Source organism: Pseudomonas sp. SGAir0191, assembly GCF_002812565.2.
GTDB lineage: Bacteria > Pseudomonadota > Gammaproteobacteria > Pseudomonadales > Pseudomonadaceae > Aquipseudomonas > Aquipseudomonas parafulva_B.
Genome location: NZ_CP025035.2, coordinates 5,001,732 through 5,028,034 on the forward strand (window position 1 = coordinate 5,001,732; position 26,303 = coordinate 5,028,034).

21 protein-coding genes and 2 pseudogenes are annotated in these 26,303 nt (G+C 56.7%); 15 read left to right on the plus strand and 8 right to left on the minus strand.

Annotated elements, in window-relative coordinates; all coding sequences use genetic code 11:
* The first annotated feature begins 17 nt into the window (after positions 1-17).
* The 5 genes from CWR53_RS22540 to CWR53_RS22560 all read left to right on the plus strand — a co-directional run bounded on the left by CWR53_RS22540 (position 18) and on the right by CWR53_RS22560 (position 6,719).
* Positions 18-1,268, plus strand: a complete 1,251-nt coding sequence (locus CWR53_RS22540; RefSeq protein ID WP_100852536.1) for a TolC family protein — start codon at positions 18-20, stop codon at positions 1,266-1,268.
* Positions 1,265-2,728, plus strand: coding sequence for an efflux RND transporter periplasmic adaptor subunit (locus tag CWR53_RS22545; RefSeq protein WP_100852537.1), 1,464 nt, complete (start codon positions 1,265-1,267; stop codon positions 2,726-2,728). The genes CWR53_RS22540 and CWR53_RS22545 overlap by 4 nt, the downstream gene beginning before the upstream one ends.
* On the plus strand, positions 2,725-5,883 hold the full coding sequence (locus CWR53_RS22550) for an efflux RND transporter permease subunit (protein WP_100852538.1): 3,159 nt from the start codon (positions 2,725-2,727) through the stop codon (positions 5,881-5,883). Before CWR53_RS22545 ends, CWR53_RS22550 begins: the two co-directional genes overlap by 4 nt.
* Positions 5,880-6,233 carry a copper-binding protein gene (locus tag CWR53_RS22555; protein ID WP_094010849.1) on the plus strand — a complete coding sequence of 118 codons (354 nt, stop codon included), beginning with the start codon at positions 5,880-5,882 and terminating at the stop codon, positions 6,231-6,233. The genes CWR53_RS22550 and CWR53_RS22555 overlap by 4 nt, the downstream gene beginning before the upstream one ends.
* A gap of 159 nt (positions 6,234-6,392) precedes the next feature.
* Complete coding sequence (locus CWR53_RS22560) at positions 6,393-6,719, plus strand: four-helix bundle copper-binding protein (RefSeq protein ID WP_371928162.1); 327 nt, start codon at positions 6,393-6,395, stop codon at positions 6,717-6,719.
* A gap of 1,333 nt (positions 6,720-8,052) precedes the next feature.
* Here the strand turns inward: CWR53_RS22560 and CWR53_RS22570 are convergent.
* Both CWR53_RS22570 and CWR53_RS22575 read right to left on the minus strand, forming a co-directional pair.
* Complete coding sequence (locus CWR53_RS22570) at positions 8,053-8,727, minus strand: heavy metal response regulator transcription factor (RefSeq protein WP_013974882.1); 675 nt, start codon at positions 8,725-8,727, stop codon at positions 8,053-8,055.
* 490 nt (positions 8,728-9,217) lie between these two features.
* Complete coding sequence (locus CWR53_RS22575; RefSeq protein ID WP_013974881.1) at positions 9,218-10,561, minus strand: OprD family porin; 1,344 nt, start codon at positions 10,559-10,561, stop codon at positions 9,218-9,220.
* Between the two features lie 401 nt (positions 10,562-10,962).
* Between CWR53_RS22575 and CWR53_RS22580 the strand changes: the two genes are divergently transcribed.
* The 7 genes and pseudogenes from CWR53_RS22580 to CWR53_RS23370 all read left to right on the plus strand — a co-directional run.
* Positions 10,963-12,234 (plus strand): TolC family protein, encoded by a 1,272-nt coding sequence (locus CWR53_RS22580; protein WP_080563836.1) that lies wholly within the window; start codon positions 10,963-10,965, stop codon positions 12,232-12,234.
* Positions 12,235-12,303: 69 nt separating this feature from the next.
* Positions 12,304-13,584 (plus strand): efflux RND transporter periplasmic adaptor subunit, encoded by a 1,281-nt coding sequence (locus tag CWR53_RS22585; RefSeq protein ID WP_013974879.1) that lies wholly within the window; start codon positions 12,304-12,306, stop codon positions 13,582-13,584.
* Between the two features lie 24 nt (positions 13,585-13,608).
* Positions 13,609-16,770: a CusA/CzcA family heavy metal efflux RND transporter gene (locus CWR53_RS22590; protein ID WP_100852539.1), complete on the plus strand. Its 3,162-nt coding sequence runs from the start codon at positions 13,609-13,611 to the stop codon at positions 16,768-16,770.
* A gap of 473 nt (positions 16,771-17,243) precedes the next feature.
* A complete protein-coding gene (gene ltrA, locus CWR53_RS22600; RefSeq protein ID WP_100852540.1) occupies positions 17,244-18,665 on the plus strand; it encodes a group II intron reverse transcriptase/maturase in 1,422 nt (473 codons plus the stop codon).
* Positions 18,666-18,848: 183 nt separating this feature from the next.
* Positions 18,849-19,172 carry a DUF2790 domain-containing protein gene (locus CWR53_RS22610; protein ID WP_013974877.1) on the plus strand — a complete coding sequence of 108 codons (324 nt, stop codon included), beginning with the start codon at positions 18,849-18,851 and terminating at the stop codon, positions 19,170-19,172.
* Between the two features lie 206 nt (positions 19,173-19,378).
* Positions 19,379-19,567, plus strand: a pseudogene (locus CWR53_RS22615) (hypothetical protein); the annotation flags it as partial.
* Positions 19,555-20,027: pseudogene (locus CWR53_RS23370) on the plus strand (phospholipid carrier-dependent glycosyltransferase); the annotation flags it as partial. The pseudogenes CWR53_RS22615 and CWR53_RS23370, both read left to right, overlap by 13 nt.
* Positions 20,028-20,113: 86 nt before the next feature.
* Here CWR53_RS23370 and CWR53_RS22625 read toward each other — a convergent pair.
* On the minus strand, positions 20,114-20,335 hold the full coding sequence (locus CWR53_RS22625) for a hypothetical protein (protein WP_100852541.1): 222 nt from the start codon (positions 20,333-20,335) through the stop codon (positions 20,114-20,116).
* 266 nt (positions 20,336-20,601) lie between these two features.
* On the opposite strand from CWR53_RS22625, the gene CWR53_RS22630 reads away from it, so the two are divergent.
* The gene (locus tag CWR53_RS22630) at positions 20,602-21,189 is read left to right on the plus strand and encodes a hypothetical protein (RefSeq protein ID WP_094010857.1); all 588 of its coding nucleotides are present in this window, start codon (positions 20,602-20,604) and stop codon (positions 21,187-21,189) included.
* A gap of 56 nt (positions 21,190-21,245) precedes the next feature.
* On the opposite strand, the gene CWR53_RS22635 is transcribed toward CWR53_RS22630, so the two are convergent.
* Positions 21,246-22,664 (minus strand): heavy metal sensor histidine kinase, encoded by a 1,419-nt coding sequence (locus CWR53_RS22635; RefSeq protein ID WP_100852542.1) that lies wholly within the window; start codon positions 22,662-22,664, stop codon positions 21,246-21,248.
* Positions 22,661-23,335 (minus strand): heavy metal response regulator transcription factor, encoded by a 675-nt coding sequence (locus tag CWR53_RS22640; RefSeq protein ID WP_044047186.1) that lies wholly within the window; start codon positions 23,333-23,335, stop codon positions 22,661-22,663. Before CWR53_RS22640 ends, CWR53_RS22635 begins: the two co-directional genes overlap by 4 nt.
* A 699-nt stretch (positions 23,336-24,034) precedes the next feature.
* Between CWR53_RS22640 and CWR53_RS22645 the strand changes: the two genes are divergently transcribed.
* Positions 24,035-24,361 (plus strand): DUF2790 domain-containing protein, encoded by a 327-nt coding sequence (locus CWR53_RS22645; RefSeq protein WP_100852543.1) that lies wholly within the window; start codon positions 24,035-24,037, stop codon positions 24,359-24,361.
* Between the two features lie 32 nt (positions 24,362-24,393).
* Here CWR53_RS22645 and CWR53_RS22650 read toward each other — a convergent pair whose 3' ends face one another.
* The 3 genes from CWR53_RS22650 to CWR53_RS23315 form a co-directional block, all read right to left on the minus strand.
* Positions 24,394-24,744 (minus strand): DUF3147 family protein, encoded by a 351-nt coding sequence (locus CWR53_RS22650; RefSeq protein ID WP_044047185.1) that lies wholly within the window; start codon positions 24,742-24,744, stop codon positions 24,394-24,396.
* A 155-nt stretch (positions 24,745-24,899) separates the two neighbouring features.
* A complete protein-coding gene (locus CWR53_RS22655) occupies positions 24,900-25,805 on the minus strand; it encodes a cation diffusion facilitator family transporter (RefSeq protein WP_047595902.1) in 906 nt (301 codons plus the stop codon).
* Positions 25,806-25,860: 55 nt separating this feature from the next.
* Positions 25,861-26,061 (minus strand): zinc ribbon domain-containing protein, encoded by a 201-nt coding sequence (locus tag CWR53_RS23315; RefSeq protein ID WP_224459391.1) that lies wholly within the window; start codon positions 26,059-26,061, stop codon positions 25,861-25,863.
* Between CWR53_RS23315 and CWR53_RS23320 the strand changes: the two genes are divergently transcribed.
* Positions 26,032-26,190: a hypothetical protein gene (locus tag CWR53_RS23320; RefSeq protein WP_224459398.1), complete on the plus strand. Its 159-nt coding sequence runs from the start codon at positions 26,032-26,034 to the stop codon at positions 26,188-26,190. The genes CWR53_RS23315 and CWR53_RS23320 overlap by 30 nt on opposite strands.
* Positions 26,191-26,303 lie beyond the last annotated feature (113 nt).

The following is a 26,303-nucleotide window of genomic DNA, read 5'->3' on the forward strand; positions in this document are numbered from 1 at the left end:
TTCGAGGAATCATTTTCATGACTCCCCAACGTTTTCAGGGACGGATAACCACGGCCGTCTTTTCCATACTGCTGCCGGCTGTCTCGGCACAGGCTGCAACGCTGTCGCTGGATGATGCGCTGCAACTGGCTGAACGCAACGCTCCCTCTCTACAGGCCCGCCAGGAGCAGGCATCAGCTGCGCGCAGCGCAGTCATTCCAGCGGGCGAACTTCCCGATCCGCGCCTGAATCTTGGGGTACAGAACCTGCCGATTGAAGGCACCGACCGCTGGAGCATGAACAGAGACTTCATGACCATGCAGGTGGTTGGCCTGTCCCAAGAAGTACCGAACCGGGACAAACGCAAAGCTCGCATAGAGACAGCGCAGGCTACGGTCGAGCGAGCCGATGCCGAGGCGCTGTTCGAACGGCTGAAAGTTCGGGCGGCAACCGCACAGGCTTGGGTGGCTGCATACACCGTGCAGCGAAAGCTTGAACAGTTCGACGCCTTCTACAAAGAAAACCAGCTGCTGGCTTCCACGGTGCGGGCCCGCCTGGCCGGTGGTGCAGGCTCCACCGCCGATACGCTGGCTCCCAAGCAAGAAGCCGCGCAGCTGGACGAGCAGAAAGACGTTCTGTTGAGTCAATCAGCTCAGGCGCGAGCCGCGCTGAAGCGCTGGATTGGGCAGGACGCCGAAGTAGGCGCGCCGACGTTCCCTGTCTGGCCTGTAGACGCAGCTGAATACCTGCACTCCGTCCATGCCCATCCGGAGCTCAATACCTACCACGCCATGACACGCGAGGCTCAAGCCCAGGTGCATCAGGCTCAGGCGGAGAAGAAATCGGATTGGTCCTGGGGGGTGGATTATCAGCGCCGTGGCCCGGACTTCAGCAACATGGTCAGCCTGCAAGTCAGCTTCCAGTTGCCGTTGTTCACCAGCTCCCGGCAAGACCCAATGATTGCGGCACGACGCGCACAAGTTCGCCAATTGGAAAATGAGCAGGACGCTGCCCTGCGCGAGCATCAAGCTCAGCTTGAAACAGACCTTGCCGAGTACCAACGCTTGCAACGGGCTGTACGGCGCAGTCGCGAAACACTTTTGCCCCTGGCCGAGGACCGGGTACGCCTCGCTCTGGCGGACTACCGCGCCGGTAATTCGCCGTTGAGTGAAGTGCTGTGGGCACGCCGGCAGCGTGTGGAAGCGCTGCTACAGGATGTGGACCTGCAAGGACAGTTGGCGGCAACAGCAGCGCGTCTGCATTTCGTTTATGGAGAGGTGCGGGCATGAGGAATAGGTCGATTGGTTTGCTCGTGGCTGCTGCCCTTGCTATTGGGATAGGCGCGGGCTTCTGGCTAGGTGGAAGAGGTGCGTATTCCCCATCCCAGCCAGTAGGTGAGGAAAAAAAAGCGCTGTACTGGTATGACCCGATGTATCCCCAGCAGCACTTCCCGGCGCCCGGAAAATCGCCGTTCATGGACATGCCGCTCGTGCCCAAGTATTCGGATGACACGGCTGGCGAGGAGCAGCCTGCGGTTCAGGTCTCGGCTGGGCTCCAGCAAAACCTTGGGATTCGATTGGCGACGGTGACGGCTGGCCGGCTAGAACGGACCCTGAGTGTGAGCGGCGTTCTAACGTTCGACGAACGCGACTTCAGCGTATTGCAGGCCCGGACTGGCGGCTACGTCGAGCGCGTCTATGGTCGAGCGACGGGCGACATCGTTGCCAAAGGGGCTCCTCTAGCCGATGTGCTAACCCCGGAGTGGGCTGGTTTGCAGGAGGAATACCTGGCGCTGCGGCATTCCGGCGACGCGCAGCTGACGGCGGCGGCACGACAGCGGCTTGTGCTCGCCGGCATGCCGGCCGACCTGATCAACCGGGTCGCGAGCACTGGGAAGGTGCAGCTCTCGGTCACACTCTCCGCACCCACGGCCGGAGTCATCCAGGTTCTCGATTTGCGACCCGGAATGACCCTGATGCCGGGTGCTACCTTGGCGAGGATCAATGGAGTGGCCAACGTCTGGCTGGAAGCGGCTGTGCCGGAAGCCCAGGCTCAGGGCCTTCGCGAAGGCCAGCCTGTGCAGGCGCGATTGCCAGCGTTCCCGGGCGATCCCGTACCGGGCAAGTTGACCGCGCTATTGGCCGATGCCGATTTGCAGAGCCGCACGTTGCGCCTGCGTATCGAGTTGCCCAACCCGGATGGACGGCTTCGTCCTGGGATGACCGCTCAAGTGGCTCTCCATCCCGGCGAGTCTTCCGAGCAAAGCCTCTTGGTGCCTGCCGAGGCGGTCATCCGCACCGGCAAGCGAGACCTGTTGATGCTGGCTGAGGACGGTGGTCGCTTCCGGCCGGTGGAAGTCGTGTTGGGCCAGGAGAGCAGAGGGAAAGTTGCGGTGTTGCAGGGCCTTCAGGCAGGACAGCGCATCGTCGCGTCCGGGCAATTCCTGTTGGACTCCGACGCTAATTTGAAAGGCATCGAGGCGGCGACGGCGCAGGATAGTCAGCCTAATGCGGGGCCAGCCCTGCATGAAGCGGATGGCCGTGTCGTGCAGATAGACGGCACCCAGCTCACCGTTGCCCACGGTCCTTTCATCACCCTGGGCATGCCAGGGATGACCATGACCTTTCCTGTGGCTAATCAGTCTCTCCTTAATGGCCTCAAGGTCGGTGTGCAGATTCGCTTTGGCATACGCGAACGCGACGAGGGCATGGTAGTTGAGCAGATCAACGTGGTGGAGGGCCAACCATGATTGCCAAACTGATCCGCTGGTCGGTAGGCAACCGTGTGCTGGTGCTCCTCGCCACGCTGTTTCTGGTGGCATGGGGCTTCGTCTCGGTGCGTAGCCTGCCAATCGACGCCTTGCCCGACCTGTCGGACGTGCAGGTGATCATCCGCACGTCCTACCCAGGCCAGGCTCCCCAGATCGTTGAGAATCAGGTGACCTATCCGCTGACCACTACCATGCTCTCGGTTCCGGGGGCCAAAACGGTTCGCGGCTTCTCCGCCTTCGGTGACAGCTTCGTCTATGTGCTGTTCGAGGACGGCACCGATCTGTATTGGGCGCGCTCACGGGTGCTTGAGTACCTGAGCCAGGCGCAATCGCGATTACCTGCGGCAGCCAAGCCGGTACTGGGTCCTGACGCCACCGGGGTGGGCTGGATTTATCAGTATGCGTTGGTCGATCGCAACGGCGGCCATGACCTGTCGCAACTGCGCAGCCTTCAGGACTGGTTCCTGCGCTATGAGCTCAAGACGCTACCGGATGTCGCTGAGGTGGCCACCATCGGCGGTATGGTCAAGCAGTATCAGGTCGTGCTCGATCCGCTGCGCATAGCCAGCCTCGGTATCACCCAGGCTGAGGTGGTGGAGGCTATAGGCAAGGCCAACCAGGAGACCGGTGGCGGTGTACTGGAGCAGGGCGAAGCGGAATTCATGGTACGTGCGGCCGGCTATCTGCGATCACTGGATGATTTCAGGGCGATACCGCTGCGACTGGCTACCAAGGGCGTGCCGGTGACAGTAGGCGACGTCGCTACGGTGCAGATAGGTCCGGCAGCCCGCAGAGGCATAGGCGAACTGGACGGCCTCGGCGAAGCCGTGGGAGGTGTGGTAATCCTGCGCAGCGGCAAGAATGCTCGTGAGGCCATTGCCCACGTCAAGGCCAAGCTCGAAACCCTGAAGAAAGGCCTGCCAGCCGGGGTGGAGCTTGTCACCGTCTACGACCGTAGCCAGTTGATCGACCGTGCCGTGGGGAACCTCAGTCACAAGCTGATCGAGGAATTCGTGGTAGTGGCGTTGGTATGCGCAGCGTTTCTCTGGCACCTGCGCTCGTCGTTGGTGGCCATCGTGGCGCTGCCCGTCGGAATCCTGATTGCGCTGATCGTGATGCGTCATCAGGGCATTAACGCCAACATCATGTCCCTTGGCGGAATCGCTATTGCCATCGGTGCAATGGTGGACGCTGCCGTGGTCATGATCGAGAACGCCCACAAACGCGTTGAGGCTTGGCATGCTCGACATCCTGGTCAGCCGTTGCGAGGCGAAGCGCATTGGAAGGTAATGACGGAGGCGGCCGTCGAGGTAGGACCGGCACTGTTCTTCAGTCTGATGATCATCACGCTATCGTTCATCCCGGTGTTCACGCTGCAAGCTCAGGAGGGTCGCCTCTTTGCACCCCTGGCCTTTACCAAGACCTACGCGATGGCAGCGGCGGCTGCGCTATCGGTGACCCTGATACCGGTGCTGATGGGGTACTGGATTAGAGGGCCACTACCTGCGGAACAGCGCAACCCGCTCAACCGGGGCCTCATCCGGCTGTACCGTCCAGCATTGGAGGTCGTCCTGCGCCGGCCTCTGGTTACCCTCGCTGGAGCATTGCTCATCCTGCTCAGCAGTCTGTGGCCCTTGAATCATCTTGGGGGCGAGTTCCTTCCTCCGCTCGATGAAGGTGATCTGCTCTACATGCCTTCAGTCTTGCCTGGACTCTCGGCACAGAAAGCTTCAGAGCTGTTGCAGCGAACGGATCGTCTGATTCGAACCGTTCCCGAAGTGGCCAGTGTCTTTGGTAAAGCTGGCCGCGCCGAGTCAGCTACCGACCCGGCACCGCTGGAAATGTTCGAGACCACCGTTCGGCTCAAGCCCAAGAGTGAGTGGCGTCCTGGAATGACCACGGAGAGGCTCATCGAGGAGCTTGATCGCACTGTGCGTGTGCCTGGGCTGACCAACATCTGGATCCCGCCAATCCGCAACCGCATCGATATGCTGGCCACCGGCATCAAGAGCCCAATCGGCGTAAAGGTTGCCGGAAGCGACTTGGACCAGATAGACCGGGCTACGCTCGCTGTGGAGCGGGCAGCGAAGAAGGTGCCTGGAGTGGCTTCGGCGCTGGCGGAGCGTTTGACTGGCGGTCGCTACATTGATCTGGATATCGACCGCCATGCCGCAGCCCGTTACGGTCTGAACATTACCGACGTACAGGCCATCGTGGCCGGCGCCATTGGTGGCGAAACCATTGGGGAAACGGTTGAAGGCTTGGCTCGTTATCCCATCAGCTTACGCTATCCACGCGAATGGCGTGATTCGGTGGAAGCGCTGCGTCAACTGCCGATCTACACCTCGCAGGGTGGCCAGCTGACGCTCGGCAGCGTGGCCCGCATACGTATTGCTGATGGCCCGCCAATGTTGAAGAGCGAGAATGCTCGCCCCTCGGGCTGGGTGTACATCGATGTGCGCGGCCGGGACCTTTCGTCTGTTGTCGCAGACCTACGTCAGGCGATCGACAGCGAGGTAAAGCTCGATCCAGGCATGAGCTTGAGCTACTCCGGGCAGTTCGAATACCTGGAGCGGGCGAACGCCCGTCTGGCCTGGGTGGTGCCGGCGACGCTGGCCATCATCTTCGTGCTGCTCTATCTGACTTTTGGCCGCCTCGGTGAGGCGCTGCTCATCATGGGCACGTTACCGTTCGCGCTAACCGGAGGCGTTTGGCTGCTGTACCTGCTGGGCTACAACCTGTCGGTGGCCACAGGCGTTGGCTTCATTGCCCTGGCAGGCGTAGCGGCGGAGTTCGGAGTGATCATGCTCATCTACCTGAATAACGCTTGGGCTGAGCGTCAGGCCAACGGCGAAACCACACGAGAAGCGCTGCTCGACGCAATCCGTGAGGGCGCGGTGCAACGCATCAGGCCCAAGGCAATGACTGTGGCGGTCATCGTTGCAGGCCTGCTGCCCATCCTCTGGAGCAGCGGTACCGGCAGCGAGGTCATGAGCCGCATCGCGGTGCCCATGGTGGGCGGCATGCTCACCGCCCCCTTGCTTTCCCTTTTTGTAATCCCTGCGGCGTACTGGCTGATCCGTCGCCGCGAACTTGCTGTAACTACCCCCAACCTCTCAGGAAAAATCCAATGAAAAAGCTAATTGTTATCGCAGGCCTGGTCACAGCTTTCGCCGCCAGCGTGCAAGCCCAGGACATGAACGGTATGGACATGAAGAAAATGCCAGCTTCCGCCGAGGGTGGCCAAGGCAGCCAGGCGGCACCCACTGCGCATGCTGAGGGGACAATAAAGGCGCTGGATCCTCAAAGCGGGAAAATCACCTTGGCGCACGGCCCGGTAGCAGAGCTCAAATGGCCGGCGATGACCATGGGATTCCAAGCTGAGCCTGCGCATTTGAAGGGCTTGAACGTAGGAGACAAGGTGAAATTTGGGTTCCGTATGGAAGGAAGCACCGCGAGAATCGTGAGCGTCCAGAAACAGTGATTATCCAGCCTTAAATGATCGGGCAGGCCTTCACACGAGATAATTCGGACAAGCTTACACAAATGTAATCAATCTTCAGGACCCCGTCAGGTCGAACGCTACATACCGTCATGAGACGGTACGTTGGCATCACATCCACCCGATACCGGAGATATGACCATGAACAGTCGCTTTGAAGAATGTATCTCGGAATGCCTGCGCTGTGCGCTGGCCTGTGAAGGCTGCGCGTCAGCCTGCCTGCAAGAACAGGACGTAAAAATGATGGTTGACTGCATCAAGCTGGACAGGGATTGCGCAGATATGTGCAAGCTTGCCGCTACCTTGATGGCACGAGAAAGCGTGCTCGCCAAAAAACTTTGTGCCCTATGCGCCAAAATTTGCCGAGCCTGCGGAGAGGAGTGCGGTAAGCATCAGGCAGACCACTGTCAGCAGTGCGCACAGGCCTGCATGACCTGCGCAGAATCCTGCGAAGCAATGGCTGCGTAAGCGAATCTCGCCTAACCTCCGCCTGCTTTCCACGCGCCTCATAAAGGATTTGGGTACGTCGATAACCGTCGTGCCTAGGGGCGACGGGTAGATCGCTGATGGGGAAGTGCCCTGGCAGAGCCTAGCTTGGGCTAGCCAACCAAAGGCGCTGGTTTACAGATCTGGTAGCAAAGAAGCCCGCCTGGGCGGCGGGCTATCAGATGTCTCCAAGGGGAGGCTGTAGGCCAACAAGTCTCGGAGCAAGCACTTGCAGGATACGCCTCTTGGCTCACGCCCACCAGCCAGCTTCGGCCGGAGCGAATGGTTCTACGTTGAGGGCATTGGAAGCGGCTTATGTAGGCCTGTCAATTGGCAGGGCAATCCGCAAAGACAAAGCAGGCCGATTATCCCCAGGCGGTATACCCCCAGGCAGAGTCAAAGGCAAAGCGAGGGGTGAAATCTAGCGGGTACCCCCATTTGAGGGCAGAATCACCAGCTTCGCCTACGTTGCACTGGGTTGAGGGGGCTGTTTGAAACTGCTACCTAGCGCGACAGCGACCATCGCCGCCATGAGCAAGTGCATCACAGGTGCGCCTTGAGTACTCAGCACAAAGGCCATAGCAAACGGCCCCGCGGCCTGCACCAGGAGCATTGGGCGAGCCAATGCTCCCATGCGTGCGCGATACCCTTGGGGCCAAACAGCACCAGAGGCAAGATGCCTCTTGCAATAGTGAGAATCCCGATGCCGGCGCGATACAGCGCTGCTGTAGGGAATGCCAGCGAAGGCACGCCAGGAATGAATAAGCAGATGCCGATGAAGCTCACCAACACGCCGGCACGGGCCGACCAGGTTGGGTGAAGATGCCGAGCAAGCGAGAACTCCAATACTCTGGCCACCACCTGGGCCGGCCCAATGACCATCCCCACGGCCAACACCGTGACCGTTGGAAGGCCAAGTTCCTTGAGCGAGGTGAGAAGATGCACAGAGAGGGTGGCCATGACGAAGGCAATGACCGTCAGCAGCCCCGCAACGAGCCAGAAAAGCCGGTGGCCGCCATCATCGTTGAGCGGCGACTGAGCTTCCTGCTTGGTGCTGTAGTCGGGAGGTTAACCTCATCGCCGGCACACGGTATCAGAGGTAAGCCTGGTGGCTGTTGAAGACAATGTCAGCTGAGCGTGCGTCAGCTCTGGCATAAGCTTGGCCTTCCGTTACCTGTTGATAATCTATGCTATACCTCCTGTCCAGCACACCTCATACGTTTAGTGAGGAAACGCGCGCTAAGGGTCAAAAACAGTATGGCTCGACTTACATGCATGATCACTGGCTCTATTTTCATGACTAAGGAGCGGGCGATCAACGCTTCTCAAGCACATAGCCCACACCTCGAAGCGTATGGATCAGCTTCGTCTCGAAAGGGTCATCGATCTTGGCTCTAAGTCTTCGAATCGACACTTCTACAACGTTTGTATCGCAGTCGAAGTTCATATCCCAGACCTGTGAGATGATCTGTGTGCGGCTGAGCACCACGCCGGTATTGCGCATTAGGTAGTGCAGAAGTGCAAACTCTTTCGTCGTCAGATCAATACGCTGGCCGTCCCTGAAGGCCCTGTGACGGCTCTGGTCTAGCTCCAGGTCAGCGACACGAATGATCTCCACAGATGCAGGGTGTTCAGACCTGCGCATTAAGGCGCGAACCCGGGCTAGCAGTTCTGGGAACTCAAATGGTTTGATCAGGTAGTCATCTGCACCGTTCTCCAAACCCCGGACCTTATCTGCCAAACGACTTCTCGCCGTGAGCATCATGATGCGGGAGGGGCAATTTTTACGCCTCAAAAGCTCAAGTACCTGCCACCCATCCATTTCTGGCAGATTGATATCAAGAATAATCAACTCGTATTCGTGTTGCTTGGCTAGGAATAGCCCATCTGACCCGGTATGCACGCAATCGACGACATAACCGCATTCTGTAAGGCCTTGACGCACATATTCCGCAGTTTTTACTTCGTCCTCAATTACCAGAATTCGCATGGGATTTTGTCTCGATATCACTGAGCAATTAACCGCGCACGCGCGCCGGCATTATTGAAAGGAATGGTAAATCAAAATGAGCTGGGTGGGGCCTAAATGACGGATTTGTAATTTCCAGGTAATATGATTGATAGTCTGGAGGTATATCTTTTCGCGGTTTGGGTTCGACAGGTGCGGGCCCTCTCTCCAATAGGTAATTTGACCTTATGAAGTATGTGGTTGTTTTCTTCTTTGTGTTGACTTTGTTCCGTTCAGATGACGGCGAAGTTACTCATGTCGAGGAAACTGGTCATTGGTGCAGCCATGAGTTTCACCGGCATGCAATGCGTACACTCGAACGGTTGATTGAATTTTAGGTAAAAAAAAGGCGCCCAAAGGGCGCCAAATATCCACCTTTTACCAAAGGAGCACTTAAGCCACTCAAGGTGAATTCGTAATGCACATTTTTCTGAAGAGACCAGTTTACGAATAAACTGATCCCCTTAGAGAATCACAGGATCGAAAGCGGGTACTCAATGATCACACGAGTTTCATCCAGATCCGATTCGAATGCAGTGGCACGCGTGGTGGCCTGGCGCAACCGGAAGGACAGGTCTTTTGCTGGACCAGTTTGCACGACATATTTAACCTCTACGTCACGCTCCCAACGTTTCTGATTGGTGAGCGGATCACCGTTGGCGTCGGTGCGCATGTAGAACTGGTTGGCGTTCGAGTAGTCTGCGCCCGAGCCTCTAGCGTAGCGGGTCATGAACGTCAGACCAGGAATGCCGTAGCTGGTGAAGTTCAGGTCGTAGCGCAGCATCCAGGAACGCTCTTTCGGCGAGTTGAAGTCGCTGTACTGGATAGAGTTGTCGACGAAAATCGAGTCTGACTGACGCAGGTAGTCGAAATCATCGTCGCCGTTGTTGCGTTGGTGCGACAGGGCCAGGGTGTGAGCGCCGTAACGGACCCCGACCTTGGCACTCCAGATATCGTTGTCAAACTCGCCTAGGCGCTGCTTCCCTTCATCCACGGCTTTGTAATAGTTGAAGCCGCCAATCAGCGCAAGGTCGTCATTCAGTGGATAGGCGAAGCTGGTGCCAGCGTAGTACTGGTTCCAGACTTCTTTCAACTGACTGGCGTATACGCTCACGGTCCAGTTATCGTTGATCGCGTAATCACCGCCACCGTAGCCTACCCAAGGCGAGTTAACCGGGCCACCGTAGAAAGTTGCGAAGTTATCATTCAGATTGCTGGAGACCGGCTGGCTCATCGCATGCAGTCGGCCACCCTGCAGGGTGAGGCCCTGGATGCTGGTGTTCTCAACGGTCACACCGCGGAAGCTTTCAGGCAACAGGCGCGAGTCGCCTGATGCAACAACTGGCGTCGACGGGAAAACATCACCCACTTTCACGACCGTATCAAACAAGCGAACTTTAGCCGCCCCGCCAACCTTGGTGTATTCGTCGCGAGCTTCGCCTTTGTTATCAACAGGCATGACGTCGAATGAACTACGACCGCCGTTGCGCCCGTCACCAGTATCGAGCTTAAGCCCTATCATGGCAAAGGCATCAACACCAACGCCGACCGTCCCTTGGGTAAAACCAGAGTTGAATTTGGTGATGATCCCGTGCGCCCAGGCCTCGGAGTAGCCATTGGTGTTGCCCTTGCCGCTGTTGTAAGTGGGAGCTGAGCTGTCGCGGTTATCACGATTGAAATAGAAGTTGCGGTTGAGCACTGTAAGGCTGCTACCTTCGATGAAACCTTCGGGCTTATCTTCAGCTTGAGCAGTAACTGCATAGCTTCCAGACAGCGCCGAAACTGCCGCCAAATACAGTGGTACTTTGATTTTCATCCGATGCTCCTTTGATTTACGGCAGTTTTTATTATGTTTCCGGCGCGGGTGTCGTTATAAGTTCTGAGCCGGCGGCGCGCCTCGCGTAGCGCCGAGCTCATATTTGCAGGCGGAAGATAACGGGATGGTGATAGGAAAATTACAATTTCGTCATCTGGTCGTTATTTTGGTCATTGACGCCGCATGCTAGCCATCTCTCGCGTTCGCAATGAAATTCGGTGGTTCGACTGTGTCATCAGCGTTTTCGGGCATTACAAGCTTTTCTTACGAAATTGTAATTTTCTAGCCACCCCTCTGATAGCTACCGCTCTTTAGAGTGCCATCACCTAATCCAGTGGGGCTTGGCAGCTATTTCGGCGTTCTGGCCAAGCTAACGAAGTTTGTGCACGAGGACCAAGAAAGTGCTCCGGTATAACCGCAATGTCTTATCCAAGACCTACGTCTCACCGTGGAAAATTGCCGCTCTCTGTGCGGTGATTTCCGGGTTGCTGGCACCCACCGCATTTGCCCAAAGCATCAGCTTGCCCCAAGCGCTGTCGACGGCAATGGATGCCAACCCAGACCTCGCGGCGGCACGTCAGGAAATCGGCATCGCGGACGGTGCGCGCAAGCAAGCCGGGCTGATTCCAAACCCCGAAATCTCGTATGAGATGGAGGACACACGGCGTAACACCAGCACAACGACCGTTACGCTAAGTCAGACCTTGGAGCTCGGTGGTAAGCGGGGAGCCCGCGTAGATGTCGCCACATACGGCCAGAGTGTTGCACAACTGGAACTGGACCGACGCGTGAATGGTCTGCGTGCAGACGTCGTGCAGGCGTTTTACGCTGCATTACGAGCCCAAACCGGACTCGACCTCGCTAAACAATCCCTTGAACTTACTGAGCGCGGCCTTCGCATTGTCGATGGTCGAGTTCGCGCAGGTAAATCTTCACCTGTGGAGGCTACCCGCGCCCAGGTTCAACTGGCTGAAGCCCGGTTGCAGGTCCGTCGCGCCGAAACGGAAAAAGCGAATGCTTACCAGCAACTCGCCCAAGTCACGGGGAGTTCTGTGACCATATTCGATCGCCTTGAATCACCAACCTTGTCTCCTGGCTTGCCGCCGCGCACTGAAGAGTTGCTGGCAAAGCTCGATCAGACTCCGGAAATGCGGCAGGCAGTGGTGGAGATTGATAAGAGCGATGCCTCGCTTGGCGCAGAAAAAGCTCAGCGTATTCCAAACCTCACGGTAAGCGTGGGTAGCCAGTACGACCGCTCGGTGCGCGAGCGAGTCAATGTCGTTGGTCTGTCCATGCCTTTGCCGCTGTTTGATCGTAACCAAGGCAACATTCTTTCCGCTTCTCGACGTGCCGATCAGGCCCGCGACCTGCGTAACGCTGTCGAGTTGAGATTGCGCGCCCAAACCCAAACCGCGCTGAACCAGTGGTCCACCGCCATGCAAGAAGTTGAGTCCTACGACAAGACCATTCTGCCCTCAGCCCAGCAGGCCGTGGATACCGCAACCCGCGGATTCGAGATGGGGAAATTCGGCTTTATCGAAGTACTGGACGCCCAGCGCACCTTGATCCTTGCTCGTGGCCAGTATCTCGACTCGCTGGCAGCGGCGACCAATGCGCGTGCGCAAGTAGAAAGGGTTTATGGCGAAGTAGGCTCGACCGCCGGCGCACGCTGAACGGGGCATACATTTTTCTCGGCACTCGGCGTTTAAACCTGCCGGTGCCTACGATCAGCAGGAGTAGCAATGGAAAACAAACGCAAGATCGCCCTCGCGGTAGCCGCTGTGGCAATCCTTGGATTTGGCAGCCTCGCCTGGAACAGCAGTTCCGATCAACAAGCGGCGACTAACGCAGAACATGGTGCTGACGATGGTCATGGCCATGACAAGAAGGCCGGATCAGCTAACAAAGAGAACAGTGAAGCGGAGCATAGTGAAGATGGGCACGGTGAAGAAGGTCATGGCGAGGAGGGCCACAGTGAAGAGGGCGGTGAGGAAGAAGGTAAGCTAACCCTTAGTGCTGAACAGATCAAAGCAGCTGGCGTGACTCTGGAATCGGCAGCGCCTCGTGATTTGGGAACCGTCGTGAGCTTCCCGGGTGAGATTCGTTTTGACGAGGACCGCACTGCGCACGTTGTTCCTCGCGTTCCAGGCGTTGTCGAAACAGTCCAGGCGAATTTGGGTGAGTCCGTCAAGAAGGGTCAAGTCCTTGCGGTGATTGCCAGCCAGCAGATCTCTGACCTGCGCAGCGAGCAACAAGCCGCTCAGCGTCGTGTCGAACTTGCGCGCGTGACTTTTAGCCGAGAGAAGCAGCTCTGGCAGGACAAGATTTCTGCGGAGCAGGACTACCTCCAGGCTCGCCAGGCGCTGCAGGAAGCCGAAATCTCTCTGGCCAACGCCAAGCAAAAAGTCAGCGCGATCGGTGCCTCGGTCAATTCGGTAGGCGGTAACCGTTACGAACTCAGGGCTCCCTTTGACGCCGTAGTGGTGGAGAAACACTTGACCGTCGGGGAAGTCGTCAGCGAGGCGACTAACGCCTTTATTCTGTCCGACCTTAACCAAGTTTGGGCCACTTTCGCTGTACCGCCTACCGATTTGGCCAAGGTCACTACCGGCCGCGCCGTGAAGGTTTCCTCACCTGACATGAACGTGGAGGTCGAGGGCAAGGTGGGTTATGTCGGCAGCCTGTTGGGCGAGCAAAACCGAGCAGCGACCGTCCGCGTTACGTTGACCAATCCCAACGGGGCCTGGCGTCCTGGTCTTTTCGTGAACATCGCAGTCACGTCCCAGACTGATCGCGTGGCGGTGGCTGTCCCGGAACACGCCGTGCAGACCGTTGAGGACAAACCATCGGTCTTCGTACGCACCGCCGAGGGCTTCGACACCCGCCCAGTAAAGCTGGGCCGCCGTGACAGTGGGTACGTGGAAATCACGGACGGCATCGAAGCGGGCGCTCAAGTGGCTACCAATGGCAGCTTCACACTCAAGTCTGAGCTCGGCAAAGCCTCTGCCGAGCACAGTCACTGATGCGAACTGACAGGATGATTTCTTATGTTTGAACGTATCATCAGATTTGCCATTGAACAGCGGATCGTTGTAATGATCGCTGTCCTGATCATGGCCGGTATCGGCATCTACAGCTACCAAAAGCTGCCGATCGATGCCGTTCCTGACATTACCAACGTCCAGGTGCAGATCAACACTGCAGCGCCTGGCTATTCCCCATTGGAAACCGAGCAACGGATCACGTTTCCAGTTGAAACGGCCATGGCTGGTCTTCCAGGTCTTCAGCAGACCCGTTCGCTGTCTCGCTCGGGCCTGTCTCAGGTGACCGTGATTTTCAAGGACGGCACCGACATCTTCTTTGCCCGCCAGCTGATCAATGAGCGGCTACAGGTTGCAAAGGAACAGCTGCCAGAGGGCGTAGATGCCGTCATGGGCCCGGTCTCAACCGGCCTCGGCGAAATTTTCCTGTGGACCGTTGAAGCCGAAGAGGGCGCGGTCAAAGAAGACGGTACGCCCTACACGCCCACCGACCTGCGGGTAATCCAGGACTGGATCATCAAGCCTCAGCTGCGCAACGTACCTGGCGTGGCAGAGATCAATACCATCGGTGGCTTTGCCAAGCAGTTCCTGGTTGCGCCGGATCCGAAGCGCCTGGCTACCTACAAGTTGACCCTGAATGATCTGGTAGCCGCGTTGGAAAGCAACAACGCCAACGTAGGCGCCGGTTACATCGAGCGTAATGGTGAGCAGTTGCTCATTCGTGCACCGGGCCAAGTCGGCAACATCGAAGACATCGCCAACATCGTAATCACCAGTGTGGATGGTGCACCGATTCGCATCAGCAACGTCGCCGACGTCAGCATCGGTAAGGAGCTTCGTACTGGTGCTGCCACTGAGAATGGCCGCGAGGTCGTGCTCGGTACAGTATTCATGCTGATCGGTGAGAACAGCCGCACTGTGTCCCAAGCTGTCGCAGCGAAGCTTGCGGACATCAACCGTACTCTGCCAAAGGGCGTGGTTGCGGTCACCGTTTACGATCGTACCAACTTGGTTGAAAAAGCCATTGCGACGGTGAAGAAGAACTTGGTTGAAGGTGCGATCCTGGTTATCGCCATTCTGTTCCTGTTCCTCGGCAACATCCGTGCAGCGTTGATCACCGCGATGGTGATCCCGCTGTCCATGCTGTTCACCTTCACAGGGATGTTCAATAACAAGGTCAGTGCCAACCTAATGAGTTTGGGCGCACTCGACTTCGGCATCATCGTCGACGGGGCCGTGGTCATCGTGGAGAACGCGATCCGTCGATTAGCACATGCGCAGCACAAACATGGCCGTATGCTCACCAAAACCGAACGCTTCCATGAGGTCTTTGCTGCTGCCCGCGAAGCGCGTCGGCCACTGATCTTCGGGCAACTGATCATTATGGTGGTGTACCTGCCTATCTTCGCCCTCACCGGCGTGGAGGGCAAAATGTTCCACCCCATGGCATTCACCGTTGTGATGGCGCTATTGGGTGCAATGATCCTCTCCGTTACCTTCGTGCCGGCAGCGATCGCCATGTTCGTCACTGGCAAGGTCAAGGAGGAAGAGGGCGTTGTTATGCGCACTGCGCGGCTGCGTTATGAGCCTGTGCTGCAGTGGGTGCTTGGGCATCGGAATATCGCTTTCTCCGCAGCAGTAGCACTGGTCGTTCTCAGCGGTGTACTTGCCAGTCGCATGGGGAGCGAGTTCATCCCAAGTCTCAGTGAGGGGGACTTCGCTCTTCAAGCCTTGCGCGTACCTGGTACTAGCCTCAGCCAGTCGGTGGACATGCAGGAGCGTTTGGAAAAAGCAGTCATCGAGCAGGTACCGGAAGTTGAGCGTATGTTCGGCCGAACCGGTACGGCTGAAATCGCCTCTGACCCAATGCCACCGAATATCTCCGATGCTTACGTCATGCTCAAACCAAAGGACCAATGGGCCGATCCCGACAAGTCGCGGGAGGAGCTCATTGCCGAGGTTCAAAAGGCGGCAGCCAGTGTCCCGGGCAGTAACTATGAACTCTCCCAGCCTATCCAGCTTCGTTTCAACGAACTGATCTCCGGGGTGCGCAGCGATGTTGCGGTGAAGGTTTATGGTGACGACATGGATGTGCTCAACAGCACGGCCAATAAGATCGCCGCAGCGCTCAAAGCGGTACCAGGCTCCTCGGAGGTCAAGGTTGAGCAGACCACAGGTCTGCCAGTGCTGACCATTAACATCGACCGGGAAAAAGCAGCACGCTACGGCCTGAACATTGCGGACGTGCAGAATTCGATCGCGATTGCTGTGGGTGGTCGTACAGCGGGAACGTTGTACGAGGGTGATCGCCGATTCGACATGGTGGTGCGCCTGCCTGAGGCTGTACGCACCGACGTCGCGGGTATGTCTAGTTTGCTGATTCCTGTGCCTGCCAATGCGGCTCAGGGCGCTAATCAGATCGGTTTCATTCCACTTTCGCAGGTCGCTAAGCTGGACTTGCAGTTGGGCCCGAACCAGATCAGCCGCGAGAACGGTAAGCGCTTGGTTATTGTAAGCGCCAACGTCCGGGGCCGTGACCTTGGGTCGTTCGTTGATGAGGCGGCATCTACCTTGTCAACGAAGGTGGAAATTCCAGCAGGCTACTGGACCAGTTGGGGCGGCCAGTTCGAGCAGCTGCAGTCGGCAGCCAAGCGCCTGCAGATTGTGGTTCCGGTAGCCTTACTGCTGGTAATGACCTTGCTGTTCTTGATGTTCAACAACCTGAAGGACGGCATGCTGGTCTTCACCGGTATTCCATTCGCTCTCACTGGCGGGGTCGTGGCCCTTTGGCTGCGTGATATCCCGCTCTCGATCTCGGCAGGGGTAGGCTTCATCGCACTCTCCGGCGTCGCGGTACTGAACGGCCTGGTGATGATTGCCTTCATTCGCGGATTGCGAGAAGAGGGACGAACGCTCAGGCAGGCAGTCGATGAAGGCGCACTCACCCGACTGCGACCAGTGTTGATGACAGCCTTGGTGGCGTCCCTGGGCTTCATCCCAATGGCCTTGGCCACCGGTACCGGTGCGGAGGTTCAACGGCCTCTGGCTACAGTGGTAATTGGTGGGATCCTTTCCTCCACCGCGCTGACTTTGCTGGTCCTGCCGGCCCTGTATCATTGGGCACATCGCAAGGATGAAGACGGCGACGAGGCAGAAGCCGTAAGCTGATCCCCCCAGATACAAAAACCCACAACACGCGTTGTGGGTTTTTTGTTGTGCGCCAGGCATGGCGCGTTGCGCGTAAGCGCAACCTGCTTGGCTGTGGTGGCCAAGCGGGTGACTTGGAGGTGAAAGTCCTCTACACACCCGGCAAGGGGAAGTGTTAGCCGGAGGCAAGGGTGTCGCGGGCGACTGCGAATCTGAAGGAAGCCCGAGGCAAAATGCTGGCCTGACGAACAGGAAGCGGATCAGGCGGCACAGCGGGGTTAGGCGGCAACAATCGCCAAAGCCCAATACTTGCACGGAACGCTGTGACGTAAATCCGACAGGCATAAGCAGGAAGGTCACGCGAATTACCCTGGGAGATCTGTACGTTTGCCATTGTGCTACCGCGCGTCGAAAGGCGACGGGATGAGCGTGCAGAAGTCAGCCGAAGCCGTAGTAAGTGGCGGATAACCGCGCCACCAAGGGCCGAACAGGTTATGCCGCTAGTAGGCGTCACTGTCTCGTTGGTAGCCGTAATGCAGAAATTTCCCACAGCGGAAACTGTCATCCCGAATCCCGGCCAGAAGCCGAGGGTGATGCCTGACAGTGCAAAGGTGCCGGCGGCGTCAGCGACGTGGACGAACGCGGAGCCGGACACGCTGATGGAGCGGGTGCTTGCACCGGCCAACCTCAGACGTGCGTATCAACGCGTGGTCAGCAACAAGGGAGCGCCGGGTGCCGATGGCATGACGGTCGCTGACTTGGCGGGCTACATGAAACAGTATTGGCCAACCCTCAAGGCCAGGCTACTGGCCGGTGAATACCATCCACAAGCAGTGCGAGCGGTTGAAATTCCCAAGCCGCAGGGCGGCACACGGCAACTGGGAATCCCCAGCTTCGTGGATCGCTTGATCCAGCAAGCCTTGCAGCAACAGCTCACGCTCATCTTCGACCCACTGTTCTCGGACTACAGTTATGGCTTCCGTCCGGGCAGAAGCACACATCAAGCTGTCGAGATGGCCCGTGCCCATGTGGCATCGGGACATCGGTGGTGCGTGGAAATCGATCTGGAAAAGTTCTTCGATCGAGTCAACCACGACATCCTCATGGCCTGTATCGAGTGCCGGGTCAAAGATAAGTGCGTACTTAGGCTTATCCGTCGCTACCTTGAAGCGGGAGTCATGTCAGGTGGTGTCGTTAGCCCACGGCAGGAAGGGACGCCGCAAGGCGGCCCGCTCTCGCCGCTGCTGTCGAATATCCTGCTCGATGAATTTGACCGCGAACTGGAGCGGCGGGGCCATCGCTTCGTGCGCTATGCCGATGACGCGAACATTTATGTGCGCAGTCCTCGGGCTGGCGAGCGAGTACTGGTCAGTGTCGAGCGCTTCCTGAACCAACGTTTGAAACTGACGGTGAATCAGAAGAAGAGTCGAGTCGCGAGAGCCTGGAAGTGTGACTACTTGGGCTATGGGATGAGCTGGCATCAGCAGCCAAGGCTGCGGGTGGCAACGATGAGCCTGGGTCGCCTGCGCGACCGGCTCGCAGAGCTGCTACGCGGTGCACGGGGTCGCAAGATGGCAAATACCATCGAGCGGATAAACCCTGTATTACGAGGCTGGGCGGGTTACTTCAAGCTCAGCCAGAGCAAACGGCCACTTGAGGAACTGGATGGCTGGCTCAGGCACAAACTCCGCTGTGCCATCTGGCGCCAATGGAAGCAGCCCTCTACGAGGGTGCGCAACCTGATGCGCCTGGGTCTAAGTGAAGAGCGTGCCTGCAAATCAGCCTCTAATGGTCGAGGCCCATGGTGGAACTCGGGAGCATCTCATATGAATCAGGCGCTGCCGAAGAAGCTATGGGATCGACTCGGACTGGTCTCGATACTGGATACGATCAACCGGCTTAGCCGCATAGCCTGAACCGCCGTGTAGGGAACCGTACGCACGGTGGTGTGAGAGGACGGCGGGTGTGAACCCGCCTCCTACTCGATTTATATGAAATAGATGCACTTACCTTTCAAAATTGTAAGTTTCTCGTCATGCCGGTGATGCCTCTGCGTTGCTAAAGTTACGCCCGAGATGATTTGAATTTGAGAGGTTCCTATGAAAAAGCTAATTGTTGCTGCTGCACTTGTTATGTTCTCGATGGCTTCGCAGGCTTATACTTACTCTGAAAGCAAGCAGCTGCAATACATCAAGGAGCATCAGACTGCTGTAGCGAACTATGCCGAGAGAAATGGCAAACCGATGCCGGAGATCCAGGACTACAATTACGGCATGAAGATCGATGTTGCGAAATTCGTGCGTCAGTCCCAAGACCCGCGTACCTGCCAAGTTTACCCGCGATTGATGACCTTCGAGGACTCTCAGGGTACGCTTAAGACGGTTCGCTACTCCATGTACTCGCAATGCATCAACAACAAGTAGTAATTGCTGTGAGTAGAATACTTAGAGAATTCATAAATGCCAGGCAGTGCCTGGCATTTTTTATTGAGCTCGATGAACGTCATTTAGGCTAGATGCCTTAATGACTGCCCCTGGGTTAGCTGTGAAATAAATCTCAACTACACAACAGTAATGTCTTTCAACTGCATAGAGCAGTTTATAGTCTTGCCCCCCAGAAGGGACGAGTTATGAAAAGTTCGCTTGAACGCCCAGATGACCAAGCAGAGCATGAAGGGCTGAGCCATGAGCACGACGGCATCTTTGGCATGAACACCGAGCTGGTTTTCGCGCTGATCTGTGGTGCCCTGCTCGGAGCCGGAGCGCTCGCAGGAAAACTAGGGCTGATCGACTGGCTGCCGCTGGTTCTGTACCTGTCTCGGCGTTGCTCCTGTCCGGTCGGATCAATGAGGTTGGCCGAAGGATCACCAGGGCGCCGCCGCGAGCGTTGATACTGCCAATCATCGGCGTCGACATCATCTATGCCGGGGTGTTGATGCAGAGGCCTCAGAACCAGCGAGATGTCGTTCAGGCCTGGTTGAATGTGCTCAATCGGCCCCTCTGATCTACCCTGGTCGCCGCTCGAATCCCTCGGAGTTCTACAGCAGCGGGAAGTCCGAAAACATCCAGTACCCAGCAAAGTGGCCTCGTGACAGCTCATTCTACCTGTCCCGGCGCTTACTCGACAGCAATGCTGAGCTGCCTGCCAACCTGGGCTGTGTCGAGATCACCGAAGCGAACGCCAGTCAGCTGTTGCTGTGCCGTTGGAAAGACGCCAAGCAAGGTACCGAAGGTCTGGTCGGAGACAGTAATGCGGAAACGCCTCGTACAAACGAAGGTAAAATTCCAGACACAAAAAAAACCAGGTTTTACCCTGGCTTTTTTGTCGATTGCTTTCGTCATTTAAAGTCCTATTTAACCGCCGTTTAGTTATCGGCTTGTTCCTTACCATCCTTGCTTTCTTTCTTTTTCTCTTGAGCGACTTGTTGTTTGTTCTGGTCCGAAGAATCGTCGCTCCATAAGCGAGCCTGTTCATTTCGGAAGTTTTCCTGGAACTGTTTCGCTCGCTCGTAACCACCTTCAGCGTAAGCGGTACCCACGAGACCAAGCAGCAGGCTGCCAATAGCGATAGATTTGACAAATTTCATTGTGTGCCTCGGTTCTTACTAGGCCTGCCTGACTGACGGCCTTTGTTGGTTTGTAGTTTAGGAACGCGAAGCTAACGACAAGGTGAGTCAATAATTACAATTCCGTAATTTGGGCGGCTGGCGGGATGCGCCAAATCTGCAAATCTGGAAGGATCATGTCTACCTCGCTTGTGCCGAGGGTGACTTCAAACTGCTTCTTAAATTACATATTTGACATCTAACAAAATAAATCAGTGCGGCGTTACCGGCCGCCCTAGGAGATAGCCATGAATGACATAGAGTCTTGGGCTGTTGCCATCGGTGACTTCCGTCGAAGCACTGAAAAACTCACAGTTCAGCTCGATGAGCTGGCCTCCCAGACCAGGGCCTGCAACGCCGTTCTGGAAAAGTCGAACGAGCTGGTGGAGGAGGTTGACCTTGTCAGTCGGCAGATTCAGGAGGAGGTACGAAAGGCTGAGAAAGCCTGGTCCAATGCCGAAGAGGTCGCCATACGCGCTGCGGCAGAGGCATATTCCGCTGCCGCTCGTGGAGTCGAGACCGCCATCCAACCGCTGATTTCGGAGCTCACTGCCGCGACAAAATCAGCGAATGCCTCGATCCTGGAGCTAAAGCAAGCACCGGTGCTGGCCAAGCGCTATGTCATGGTGGTGGCGACAGCATTCTTTATCCTGGCACTGCTCTGTGTGTACTCGACCATGCAATTCATTGAGGCCGCCGGCAGTGTGAGCGCCCAGGAAAAAGTGAATGCCCAATACTTCTCCCACCTGTGGAGAAACGCCAACCCAGAAGAGCAAAAGATCATAAAGTCGGTAATTCTGCGGTCACCTATGGACCCTGTGGTGCTTAGGCACTGAGGCATTGCATAGACAAAAGGCCCGTCGATTGACGGGCCTTTTCAAGTGGGCGCGCTTCAAGCAGCGGTCTTTGCCGGCTGCTTTAGCTGGGCTTCGGGAAAGTGAAGGTGGAACCAGGTGAAATTTTCCTCGGTCACTTCCACGCTCGCCGAGCCTTGATGCAGGCTCATGATCGACTGCACGATGGCAAGGCCAAGACCGGTCCCCCCTTCGCTTCGTGCTCGGCTCTTATCTACGCGGTAGAACCGTTCAAACAAATGCGCATGGTGTTCCTTGGCGATCCCGCGGCCCGGGTTGCCGACGCTCAAGGTCGTGCCGCTACCACCGCGTTGCACTTTCACGTAGACCGTGCGACCGCGAGGGCAGTAGCGAATCGCATTTGACACCAGATTCGAGACGGCTCGTTGAATCATCAGGCGGTTACCGCGCACCACGTCATCACTGCCAGAGATCTGCAGCTGGATCTCGCCATCCTCTGCCGAAATGCTGAAGAGATCACACACCCGCTGAACTTCATCGACCAGGGACACAGGTTCGAACTCCACCATGGATGCTGGATGACTGACCTGAGCGAGGAACAGCATGTCGGAAACCATGCGGCTCATGCGGTCCAGCTCTTCTGTGCACGACTCCAGCACTTCCCTGTACTCGGGAAGCGATCGCTCTCTGGTCAGTGCAACTTGGGCTTTACCCATCAGGTTGGATAGCGGCGCTCGCAGTTCGTGAGCAAGATCGTCAGAAAACTGCGAGAGCTGCTGAACCCCGTCATCCAGGCGAGCCAGCATGATGTTGATACCGTCGGCGAGCTCTTTGAGTTCTGCTGGCATTCCATTAGTCGGCAGACGATGGTCGAGGCTCTCGGTGGAGATCTTCGAGGCGACTTTCAGGAACTTGGTCAGAGGCAGCAGACCTCTGCGTACGGTCCACCAGCCGATTGCGAGGATCAGCGCGATGATGAGCGGGGAAATCATCAGGGCCCAGGTGAGCAATGCATCAAGCAGCGCTTCATTGGACGACTGGTCCATAGTCATGTACACGCTGACTTCGGTTCCGTCGCCCAAATTCATGGTGCGAGAAGCTGTCAGCAAGGGGCGGTCCTGGGTGTCGCGCCACTCATGTTCCTTCGGCTGTGCGGATGGTTGAAACTTGTGCACCTCCACGTTGACCTGCTTCGAGCCAATCGAGAGCAGGGGCGTTTCACTCTGCGCCGACTCGAAAATGCTGACGTACAGGTTGTTGTGGCCCATCACCAGATCCACAAGCTGATGTGCGTCTGCGTTGACTCCTGAGATGTCGGAAATCATGGACAGGTTGTGAGCCATGCCCGCCATCTTCACTTCCAGGTCACTGCGGGCATTTCGCTCTAGCGCCTGACCCACCATCAGATACCCGAAGGTGGCGAACAGAAGCAGCAACGCTGCGCTCATCAACCCCACCTTTAATCCCAGCTTTGCAGCCAGGCTGAATGGCCTCATGCGCGTTCCTCAAAAACGTACCCTACGCCACGAAGCGTGTGAATGAGCTTGGTTTCAAACGGGTCATCGATCTTTGAGCGAAGGCGCCGGATAGCGACATCGATGACGTTGGTATCGCAGTCAAAATTCATGTCCCAGACCAACGAAATGATCTGAGAACGAGTCAGCGCTTCGCCCGTCCTGCTCATAAGCAGGTGCAGGAGCGTAAATTCCTTTGTGGTGAGATCGATGCGTGTGCCAGCGCGGAAAACCCGATGGCGCACTGAGTCGAGTTCCAAGTCGGCAATTTTCAGCGAACTCTTCTCGACTAATTCATCACCACGCCGCTGCAGCGAACGGATTCGAGCGAGCAGCTCCGGGAATTCGAAGGGTTTGACAAGGTAATCGTCGGCTCCGCCATCCAAGCCTTTGAGCTTGTCGTTGATGCGACCACGAGCGGTCAGCATGATGATGCGGACCCGGCTGGTTTTCCTGATGGTTTCCAAAAGGTCCCAACCGTCGATGCCAGGAAGGTTTACGTCCAGCAGAACCAACGAATAGACGTTAGTATTGAACAAGTGCAGGGCGTCAACACCATTGTGCACGATATCTACGACATACCCGCTTTCGGATAGGCCCTGCTGAAGATATTCGGCAGTTTTAATTTCGTCTTCCACAACTAGAACGCGCATAACTTATCTCAAGGTGTGAGGAAGGAATTGGCCTAATCCGCCAAGACTGTGGTTGCAGGCAGTTTGAAGGTTCGGCTGAGTGCATGACATCTGGTAGTCGCTACCTCTGTCCATACGCCGGGGTCACCTGAGGACGCTTGAATCTTAACGCGAAGACGCTGGCCGCGGCGAAATCCTACAAATTTGTAATGTAGCCGCAAGATTGCTGACAGTCATGACGGCTTTCCCTACTGAGCTTAGCGGATTCTGTGGCTTGCAGCGGTTATCAGTCCTCAGGACTGACAGGAGGATTCGGCCGAGAGGGGTGGCGTTTCTGCCAAGCTGCTCAGCATTTATGGCGTTCAATCCTACAAGCTCAAGCTCCGAGTGGTAGCAAGCCACCGATCGTTCGCCCCTTTGATAACGGGCTTAAACCGGCCAGCATGCATGGCTTTTCATCTTAATTGGGCAAGAATAATTACTTTACAATCTATTACATGTCCAAATTGTAATTTCACAATCATCTTGTCGTTAGCCGCTTTTGCTAGTTTAAGAACAGCACACAGGCAGCGCTGCTTTGGGCCAGTCTCATCTGAAGCAGCATGGCGGGAGTAACGATACCCTGCTCACGCCAATGCATTCACCTTGGAACCATACGCTCCTTTGGTAAGGTGAATTTTAGCGCCCCGCCATGGGCGCTTTTTTATTAATGGACTTCTCATGAAAACAACTATATCGGCTATTGCCGCGTTCATGCTTTTCTCTGCACTGTCGACAAATGCCCAAAGTAGCGTTCAGATCAACGACGGTCTTGAGCAGTCTGCCAGGAAGGCTACAGAACGCTATGCACAGAGCGTGAAGAAACCCATGCCCGAGCTTGAAGATTACGCATACGGTATGGATTTGGACGTTGGCAAGTTGGTGTACGTCTCGCCTAGCGTGCGGTACTGCGGGAATGTGAGAAGCATGATGACTTACGAGGATTCCAAGGGCGAACTGCACATGGTTCGCTACCTCGTGAAAGGTGAGTGCATCAACAGCCGGTAAGCGGTGACCGAGTGCTTTCCTCTACACCCGACTCAAAGCAACTCGATGCCCAATCGCCTTAGAAGTAGGGCAAATCCTCCGAAGCTCGCCATGGTGATGAGGATGCTGGAGATAAGTGTTGGCCAGAATCCCAACTTGGGCAGCAGTGCCGGAAACGCGATAAACATCGGCAGCGTTGGAATCACATACCAGAACGTGTACCAGGCATGATTGGAAATCTTCTCCATGCTCTGGTTCTCCAAGTAGAGCCAGATGAGCGTCAAGACGGTGACCAATGGCAGGGCGGCAACCAAGCCGCCCAGCTTGTCACTGCGCTTTGCCAGCTCAGACACGATAATCACTATCGCGGCAGTGACCAGGTACTTCGTAATGATCCAAGCCATCGCTGAACCTACTTGAGCTAGTGGAGTGGATCTCCTGGGATCATTCGCCAGGCACTCACGACGTGCTTCTGCTGTCGCCTATCCATCCTTACCTTTCCTCGACAACACCCCCCCGACGTTGGCGGCGGTGTGTTGATCAGGTGTCTACCGGCCGATCAATGCGACGGCGACGGAACGTTCTCGTGGAAAGCTGCGCGCTCGATCTGAATGGTGCAGTGATGGATTTCGAACGCGTCGCTGACTGCATCCACGACGGCCGCTAGCACAGCATCTCCATCTGCTGCGTCTCGGACGACCACGTGCGACGTCATCACGTTGCTTCCGCTGCTGACGGCCCAAACGTGCAAGTCATGGACATCCGTGACGCCGTCGACCTTGAGGATCGTGGCCTCGATTGCCGCCACGTTGAGCCCCCGGGGTACACCTTCCATAAGAATCCCCAGGCTCTCTCGAAGCAATTGCCAAGTCCGCGGCAATACCCAAAGGCCGATCGCTACGGCGACAACCGTGTCGACCCAGGTCCAGCCGGTAAAGCGGATAATGAGGGCTGCGATGATCACGCCCAACGATCCGAGCATGTCGCTCCAGACTTCGAGGTAGGCGCCTTTGACGTTGAGGCTCTCGTTGCTGGCAGATGCCAGCAGTCGCATTGAAATCAGGTTGATGATCAGGCCGACAATTGCGATCCACATCATCGCCCCGGTGGCGATCTCCGCCGGCATGAAGAAGCGCTGGTAGGCCTCGTACAAGATGTACATCGCCACCAGGAAGAGCAGCACGGCGTTGAACGTGGAGGCTAGGATCTCCAACCGCGCATAGCCAAAGGTTCTTTTCTGATCCGCCGGCCGCTTTGCGATCTGAAGCGCAATCAACGAAATTGCCAAAGCGGCGGTGTCGGTGAACATGTGAGACGCATCCGACAGCAACGCCAGGCTGCCGGTAATCCATGCGCCGATCACTTCAGCGATCATGAAGCTACCGGTCAGGACCAATGCCATGACTAGTTTCTTCTGATGCCCCTCACGAAGCGCGGCACTGCCATGATCATGATTCGATCCCACGTATTTCTCCTTGCACAGGGTAGTGGTCGCGTTGGATTTCCAGTGTGGCCATGCGCTAATGGGTGGCTTGGCCGCACTGGCTGCAGAATTTTGCTCCTGCTGTCAGGGATGAGCCGCAGGCCGTGCAACCACTCGATAGTGGTGTTCCGCAGTTTAGACAAAAGCGTGCGGACGGGGCGTTTGCGGTCCGGCAGTGCCTGCAAGTCTGCAGATCTTTGATTGGGGCTTGAGCTATTACGCGACCATCCTCAATCACCCGGTCATTACTGTCGCAGGATTGCTGCTGCTCGAAGCGACCATGCCGGTCATGTCGATCACTCCCGTGCCCACTACCGTGATGCTTGCCACCGCCGTGGTTGCCACGGCCGTGGTGGCCGCCCAATAAATTTTTGAGAAAACTCATGGTATTCGTCCCTCATCGATAGGTGACATCAGCACGAGCAAAAGGTGAAAGAAGTGTTCTGCTCGTTAGAATGACTTTTAAGTTAAAGTAAAAGT